The organism is Virgibacillus xinjiangensis (assembly GCF_042643145.1).
Taxonomy (GTDB): Bacteria; Bacillota; Bacilli; order Bacillales; family Amphibacillaceae; genus Virgibacillus_O; species Virgibacillus_O xinjiangensis.
This window is the reverse complement of record NZ_JBHRSA010000034.1, coordinates 165,135-172,551: the sequence shown is the minus strand read 5'-3', so window position 1 is coordinate 172,551 and position 7,417 is coordinate 165,135. Positions and strand designations below refer to the sequence as shown.

6 protein-coding genes are annotated in these 7,417 nt (G+C 43.1%); all 6 read right to left on the bottom strand.

Annotated features, from left to right (window positions below; translation table 11 throughout):
- Positions 1–212: 212 nt before the first annotated feature.
- Positions 213–470 (bottom strand): DUF3243 domain-containing protein, encoded by a 258-nt coding sequence (locus tag ACFOGI_RS08820; RefSeq protein ID WP_390271512.1) that lies wholly within the window; start codon positions 468–470, stop codon positions 213–215.
- An 80-nt stretch (positions 471–550) separates the two neighbouring features.
- Complete coding sequence (gene ymfI, locus ACFOGI_RS08815; RefSeq protein WP_390271510.1) at positions 551–1,267, bottom strand: elongation factor P 5-aminopentanone reductase; 717 nt, start codon at positions 1,265–1,267, stop codon at positions 551–553.
- A 7-nt stretch (positions 1,268–1,274) separates the two neighbouring features.
- On the bottom strand, positions 1,275–2,558 hold the full coding sequence (gene yfmH / locus ACFOGI_RS08810; RefSeq protein WP_390271508.1) for an EF-P 5-aminopentanol modification-associated protein YfmH: 1,284 nt from the start codon (positions 2,556–2,558) through the stop codon (positions 1,275–1,277).
- A complete protein-coding gene (yfmF, locus tag ACFOGI_RS08805; protein ID WP_390271506.1) occupies positions 2,551–3,843 on the bottom strand; it encodes an EF-P 5-aminopentanol modification-associated protein YfmF in 1,293 nt (430 codons plus the stop codon). The genes yfmH and yfmF overlap by 8 nt, the downstream gene beginning before the upstream one ends.
- Positions 3,844–3,971: 128 nt before the next feature.
- Complete coding sequence (locus ACFOGI_RS08800) at positions 3,972–4,697, bottom strand: GntR family transcriptional regulator (protein WP_390271504.1); 726 nt, start codon at positions 4,695–4,697, stop codon at positions 3,972–3,974.
- A 190-nt stretch (positions 4,698–4,887) separates the two neighbouring features.
- On the bottom strand, positions 4,888–7,179 hold the full coding sequence (locus tag ACFOGI_RS08795) for an FtsK/SpoIIIE family DNA translocase (protein ID WP_390271502.1): 2,292 nt from the start codon (positions 7,177–7,179) through the stop codon (positions 4,888–4,890).
- Positions 7,180–7,417: the final 238 nt, after the last annotated feature.

Genomic DNA, 7,417 nt, shown 5'->3' with positions numbered 1-7,417 from the left:
AGACTGATCTTGCATTTGAAGCACCTCCAATATTGATTAGGTGTCCAATAATTGGGGTGCAGTACAGTTTTACGAGGAGGCTCGGGCGTTCGTCCGCGGAAAGGGAATGGTCTGTGCTCCTGGAGGCAAGAAAAAAAGCTTGTAGAAAAACACGAGGTTTCTCTACAAGCTGAGAAGCTGTATGAAATATACAGCTTCTCCTTCCAAGTTGTTTAGTTGTTTCCTTGATTCTGCACCATTTTGATCATGGTATTAGCAAGTGCTTGTTGTTCTTCTTCAGAAGCAGCGTTCCATAGTTCTCTCAATACTGCTTCCTCACTATTCTTCGCTTCCACATTCTGAGCCAGGTAGTCCCCGACTTCTTCGGCCATATTGGAAATGGTCTGTTGGCTCATTCCCTGCTGTTGTGCCTGTTGCAGCTTGTTCGCTAAGAAGCCTTTCCAAGAATCAAAGTTATCCAACACTGACATAGCTTATCCTCCTTCAATATTATCATGTATAGTATTTGAAGTAACCAATGGTTTATACATGCTTGAAGGAAGAATTATATCTACCATCCGCCACTGATTTTAATAATTTCTCCTTGAATATAGGAGGATTTCTTTTCCAGCAGGAAACTTACGACATGAGCTACTTCGTCCGGTTTTCCTGCCCGGCTTAAAGGAATTTCTTCCATGATTGCCTCTCTTTCCTCACGCGAGATCTGTTGATTCATTTTCGTTTCAATAAACCCTGGACTGACGGCATTAACGAGAATTCCGCTGGGACCAGCTTCCTTTGCCAGAGCCTTGACAAACGCATTCTGAGCTCCTTTGACCGAAGAATAGATCACCTCGTTGCTTGCCCCCTCTTCTCCCCAAATAGAAGTGACTAGGACGATATTGCCAGCTTTGTCCTGGATCATACGAGGAAGTAAATGCTTGGTAATCATCCAAGGAGCCTTCACATGAAGCATGAGCATTTCATCCATGATTTGTTCAGGGGCTTCTTGAAAAAGCCCGTAATGAGCCATTCCACTGGCAAACACAATATGATCCACTGGGAAGACCAGTTCTGTCAGAAACCTTTTGATTTCCTCTTCCCTCGACAAGTCAGATTGAATGACCGCAAGAACGGATTCTCCCTCCAACTCTTCCCTCAGCGTATCGATCGGCTGCCTGTTTCGGTTGAAATGAAGAAGCAGATGATATCCCTCTTCGGCAAGCCTCCGGCTGATCGCTATCCCGATATCACCGCTAGCACCGACTACTAATACATTTTTCTTCACCGTCAGCTCATTCTCCTGCGATGGTAAGGACGGTTATCCGGTCTTCTTCCATCCAAGTGCGTAAAAACCCATTGGCATCCTCAAGTGTCAATTGCTCAATTTGTGGAATGATTTCAAATAAATCAAGACCAAACATATGATAATGCGTATACTTGCTTGCAATGAACTCCAGAGAGTTCATCGACCGGAGGAGCTGGCCGATTTTCTTCTTCTTCATTCGGTCGAATTCATCAGCATTCAACTCCGCCTGGTTCGTGGATAGCAATAGTTCCTTCATTTTGGCAGAGAATCGCTCAGGGTCTTCCGTATTCCCACCAATCAAGGTATAGCCGAAGTTTTTCTCCAGGGTCGTTTCAAAGTGAAAACTGCTGTCAATCAGATTTTCTTCATATAATTGCTGGTAAAAATCTCCGCTGGTAGAAAAATAATGATCCAGCAACATATTGATCAGCAGGTCTTTCTTGAGAAGTTCATCCCGGTCCAAGACAGTAGAAGAATCTTTTATGCCGACAGTACACTTTGGAACAGATACAGGCATAATCATTTTTTCTTCCCTCTTTACTACTTCTTTCGGCTCATCCGGAAACTCCCTGTCTATTTCCTCCATTTTCTGAAAGTCTTTCCGCTTCTGGTTTTCTTCAATCAGTTCGAACATGCTATCCTGATCAAAGTTTCCAGCAATGAAGAGTACCATGTTCTCAGGGTGGTAGAACGTGTTATAGCATGTGTAAAGGTCATCTTTCGTGATGGAAGTGATCGAGTCGACCGTACCGGCAATATCTACATTGACCGGATGATGATGGAACATGCACTTGATGGTTCCCATGAACGACTGCCAGTCCGGCTGATCATCATACATTTTTATCTCCTGTGAAATAATTCCTTTTTCTTTCTCTACAGATTCCTCTGAAAAATAAGGGTTCTGTACAAAATCGATCAGTGTCTCTACATTTTTCTCGATATGATCTGTTGCAGCAAAAAGGTATGCAGTTTTGGTGAATGAAGTATAGGCATTCGGAGAAGCACCTTGCTTTGTGAAATCTGCAAACACATCCCGATCTTCTTTCTCAAATAGCTTATGTTCTAGAAAATGGGCGACTCCTTCCGGCACAGTTATTTTTTCTTTCCTATCAATCGGTACGAACCGCTGATCAATCGAGCCATAATCTGTTGTAAATAAGGCATAGGTTTTGGACATTTCCTGTTTGGGCAAGAGATATACCGATAGACCATTCTCCAGTTTTTCGGAGTACAGTGTTTCATTTATATACTCATACGTGTGCTTATTCATCTAAACTCCCTCCTTTGCTCGTCAACAGGTAAACAGTGTCTTCCTGTACCTTCCCAGCCACTTCAATAACCTGTTCTTTCGTCACTTTCTGAATCGCATCCATAAGCTGCTGTGGGCTGCGCTCTACAGATGCAGCTTCCTGTTGATAAAGCAGTTCTATCATTCCCTGCGGATGATCCATGGTTTCAAGTAGCTGATTCATAATAAGGTCCTTTGTCTCAGACAACTGTTCTTCTGTAAAATCGCCTTTTCTCATAGCTTCCAGCTGTAGTCTTATAATATCTCTTGCTTTCTCGTAATCGCCTGGGGCTATCCCGCTGAATACAAGCATCAACCCTTTATGACTTTCCAGTCTTGAGGCAGCATAATAAGCAAGACTATTCTTCTCACGTACATTAATAAACAGTTTGGAACTCGGGAACCCTCCAAAAAGTCCGTTAAAGACCTGAAGAGCCGGGTATTCTTTGTCACCAAACGTCGTATTCGTCCGATAACCGATATGGAGCTTGGCCTGATTAACCTGCTCTTCCTCCACTACTTCCTTTGGCTCTTGGATATCCTTATCCTTTTTATCGGAAGCTGGCGGCCTGCTTTCAGTCTTCTCCTTGTGTGAGAAAGCTTTTTCCATCTCGTTAAGCATTTCTTGAGGATTGAAATCCCCAGTGACATAGATATCCATTTGGTCTTGTGCAAGCATTCCCCGATAATGCACATATAAATTTTCAGGGGTCAATGTCTGCAAATCTTCCATATAGCCATGTACATGGAGTTGATATGGTTCATCTTTACACATTTCATCAATTAGCCTCATATTGGCATATTGCATTTTATCATCTTTAACGGAGCTTATTTTTTGTTTTAGCGTTTCTTTTTCCCGCTGGAATGCCTTGTTTTCAAAAGCTTCTCCGTCAGTGTTCGGTTCAAATACGATTTCCCTGAGAAGGTTGACCCCTTCCTGAACGATGGAGCTGCCATCAGGGATGAACTTTTCATTCGCGATATCGAGCCGGAAAGTGATGATATGATTTTCACCCTTTTTCCCTCCATTTATGGAGAAAGATGCTCCATATAGTTCATCCAACCTGCGTTGCAACTCTTTCCTGCTGGGGTAATTCTCTGTTCCTTGTTTCAGAATATATGGCAGCAGTGCCCTCTTGGTAATAGTTTCCCTTTTTAATGGTGCTTTCAGCTTTACAGCAAAATGGATGGTCTTGAACTTTTTGCTCTCCACAAAATGAAAGTTGATACCATTTCTGCTCATGCGCTGTTCTTCAATTATTGTCATTGCATAGCCTCCAGTCCGATAAGAATCCAACATTATTCTGTACAATTTTTCCAGTTAGCATCCATTATACGGTAAAAAAAAAAGACTTGCTATGAATTCATAGCAAGTCTTCGGCATGATACCCCGGATTAATTACGCGTTCTGAGTACATGGAAGCTGAATGTATCGGAACGAAAATAGTTGGAAGAGTACAGTACCGGCTCATCCTCTGCTGTATAATGCATCTGTTTCAATAGCAATAAGGATTGATCCGGCTCACAATTGAGCAGGTCATAAATTCGGTCGTGATAGCTGATTGGCTCAATATATGTGACCGCATATTCTATTCGTTTCCCTGAATGTTCTTCCATAACTTTGAAAAGGGAGTCCTCTTTATTTACAGACTCAATCGGGACCAGACCTTCAGGAACCTTATCAATGCAAAATACGACGGGACGTCCGTCAGCTGTCCTGATTCGTTCAATTTTTGCCAGCTGTTCCACTTTGACAGGCGAGAATCTCATGGAATCCTCGTCCGTAGGGCCAAGTATTTCCGTACTCAGGTATTGGGACCCTGCAGTTTTACCGGATTGTTCAATCATAAATGTCACACTATTCAACTGTTCTATGCCAGAGGAAAATATCGGCTTGGCATTTACAAACGTACCTACACCATGACGACGTGTAACCACATTATCCTCTTCCAGTATGCGGAGTGCCTCACGTAAAGTCGCACGGGATACTCCAAGCTGTTTGGATAATTGAAATTCGGAAGGAAGCTTTTCTTTTTCCTTATACACTCCGTTCTCTATATCTCTTTTAATCTCATCAATTACCTGTAGATACAAGTGTCTTGCATCTGTTTTAATCGACAAAGACTCCCCCTCCTTTCCTGTTGATTAGACATCAGACGTTCAACCGGAAGTTGTCTTATAATAATATAGCATTTTTCAGAGAAATAATAAATACACGAAAATACTTCTGTATTCTCTCGATTATATAATCAAAACCAGTATGCAGGCCTCTAGCCATCCATGCATACTGGTTTTTAGACTTTCCTGTGTATTAAGAGGATTTTTCCTCCGGACTACTGGGGACTAGAACGGATCTAGGCTTACTACCCTCATAAGGTCCGACAATCCCTCTATCCTCCATGGCATCTATGAGCCTAGCAGCCCGGGTATAACCGATGCGAAAACGTCTTTGAAGCATAGATACACTAGCACTCTGCATTTCAGTTATCAATTGCACGGCTTCTTCATACAGGTCATCATCCACTTCCTCTGCAGCTTCGTTCGTATCCTCTGGAATCATCTCCTCCTGATAAGCAGCCTTTTGTTGGTCAATACAGTGATCAACAACACGCTCAACTTCCTCGTCCGATAGAAAAGCTCCCTGAACACGGGTCGGTTTGGAGTTACCGACAGGCATGTACAGCATATCACCTCTGCCCAGCAGTTTCTCTGCACCACCCGTATCTAAAATTGTACGGGAATCCGTTGCAGAAGATACACTAAAGGCGATTCTTGAAGGAATATTCGCCTTGATGACGCCTGTAATGACGTCTACGGATGGCCGCTGGGTCGCAATAATCAAATGGATGCCGGCGGCTCTTGCCATTTGTGCAAGCCTTGTAATGGCATCTTCTACATCATTGGAAGCGACCATCATCAAATCGGCCAATTCATCGACCAGGACAACAATGTAAGGCAGATTAGGTTGGGCCTCGTCTTCCCCGACCGTCTGGTTGTACTTTCGGATATAATCATTATAGCCCTCTATATTTCGAGTACCTGTATCAGAAAATAGTTCATATCTTCTTTCCATTTCGGAAACCACTTTTTTCAGCGCCCTGGATGCTTTTTTCGGGTCGGTTACAACAGGGGCAATCAGGTGAGGGATACCATTATATACATTCAGCTCCACCTTTTTCGGATCGATCATCATCATTTTTACTTCATGCGGCTTGGTTCTCATCAAGATTGTTGTGATAATGCCATTCACACAGACACTTTTACCGCTTCCTGTAGCCCCAGCAATCAGTAAATGCGGCATCTTATTCAATTCTCCGACTACAGCGTCTCCAGATATATCCCTTCCAAGTGCAAACTGCAGCTTGGAAGATTGTTTAGTTGATTTGTTATCTAGCACTTCCCTCAATGATACCATTGCCACTTCCTGGTTCGGGACTTCGATGCCGACGGCAGACTTTCCAGGGATTGGAGCCTCGATCCGTATATCCTTTGCTGCCAGAGCCAAAGCAAGGTCATCGTGCAGGTTGACAATTTTACTGACTTTCACGCCTGCTTCCGGATAGACCTCGTATTTCGTAACAGCGGGACCAACATGGACCTTGGTGATCCTTGCTTTTACCCCAAAGCTTTGGAACGTCTTCTCCAATTTTCTTACAGTCCTTTGTATCATGGACTTCTCTTGCTGTTGTGAATTATAAGAGGGTTCAGCTAATAGATTCGAAGGTGGCAACTCGTATTCGTGGTTCTCTGTTTCTGTCATAGGCATCGGTGATAGAGCAGTATCCTCCCGCTCGTCCGAGTTATCATCTTCTGGGGTTTCATCTGCCTCTGTCACCGGGTTCTCCTCGGTTTCTGGAGCAGAGTAAGCCACGTCTGTAAAATCCTGTATAAAGGGTTCCTGCTCTTCAGTTTCTTCCGTGGCAGGGTCGGTGGCAGGTAGAGACGATATTTCTGGTTCATTACGTGATTGTTGTTCCTCCCTTTTCACCTTCCACTGCTGCCAATTGTTGATGAAGAATCCTTTCACCTTATCCCATATTATACCGAAAATCTTGCCTACAGAGATCTCAGTCATAAACAGGAAACCGATAATGATGGAAAATGCTGCCACAATTTGGGAACCCGCAGAAGAAAATAGATAAAAACAAAGAGTATATAGCAAAGCCCCGATCATTCCTCCCCCTGTCTGCGTGGCAGTCCCTTGACCGTCAAGATAGGAGATGAAAATATACCAAGTAGATCCAAGAATAGACTCGCTAGACGGGTCAATCAGAAGGCTTTCCAATGTCTGAATATGTGTGAGTAACAGTACTCCAGTAAAAAGAATATAGAGCCCAATCATTTTTTTGCTGCCAAAATCAGGTAGCCGGCGTTTGATCAATAGAAAGAAGCCTGTAATAAATAATGTGATAGAAGCAGTAAAGTACCAGATTCCAAAGAAGAAACGGAACAGGTTTTCAAGCCCTCCTGGTATTGCCCCATCACTGATTGCACTGGCCCCGCTGCCGAATATGGCAAGGAAGACGAATAACAATCCAAGCATTTCCATTTTCACATATTGTTTTAGTTTTCTATTTTTACGTTTTTTCCTTTTTTTCGGCATATTAGTCACCTCACTTCATATAGCCATTTATCACAGAACAGTAAACCCCTGCCTGAGTTGGCAAGGGTTTACGCACTATACAATTATTGTCATTATACCATAAAGTGAAACTTCATTCAGTGGCTTTACCGCGTGTGCCTATATAAACTGACTGACTTTATAAGCCGTTGGCCTTGCACTCCAACTGAGCCACATATTAATGGTTTGCACATATGGCAATGACTAAGTGTATTTTTAT

Excerpts from the sequence above, each read along its gene's own strand:
- yfmH (WP_390271508.1), bottom strand. The coding sequence starts at position 2,558 with ATGAATAAGCACACGTATGAGTATATAAATGAAACACTGTACTCCGAA.
- ACFOGI_RS08795 (WP_390271502.1), bottom strand. The coding sequence starts at position 7,179 with ATGCCGAAAAAAAGGAAAAAACGTAAAAATAGAAAACTAAAACAATAT.
- ACFOGI_RS08820 (WP_390271512.1), bottom strand. The coding sequence starts at position 470 with ATGTCAGTGTTGGATAACTTTGATTCTTGGAAAGGCTTCTTAGCGAAC.
- yfmF (WP_390271506.1), bottom strand. The coding sequence starts at position 3,843 with ATGACAATAATTGAAGAACAGCGCATGAGCAGAAATGGTATCAACTTT.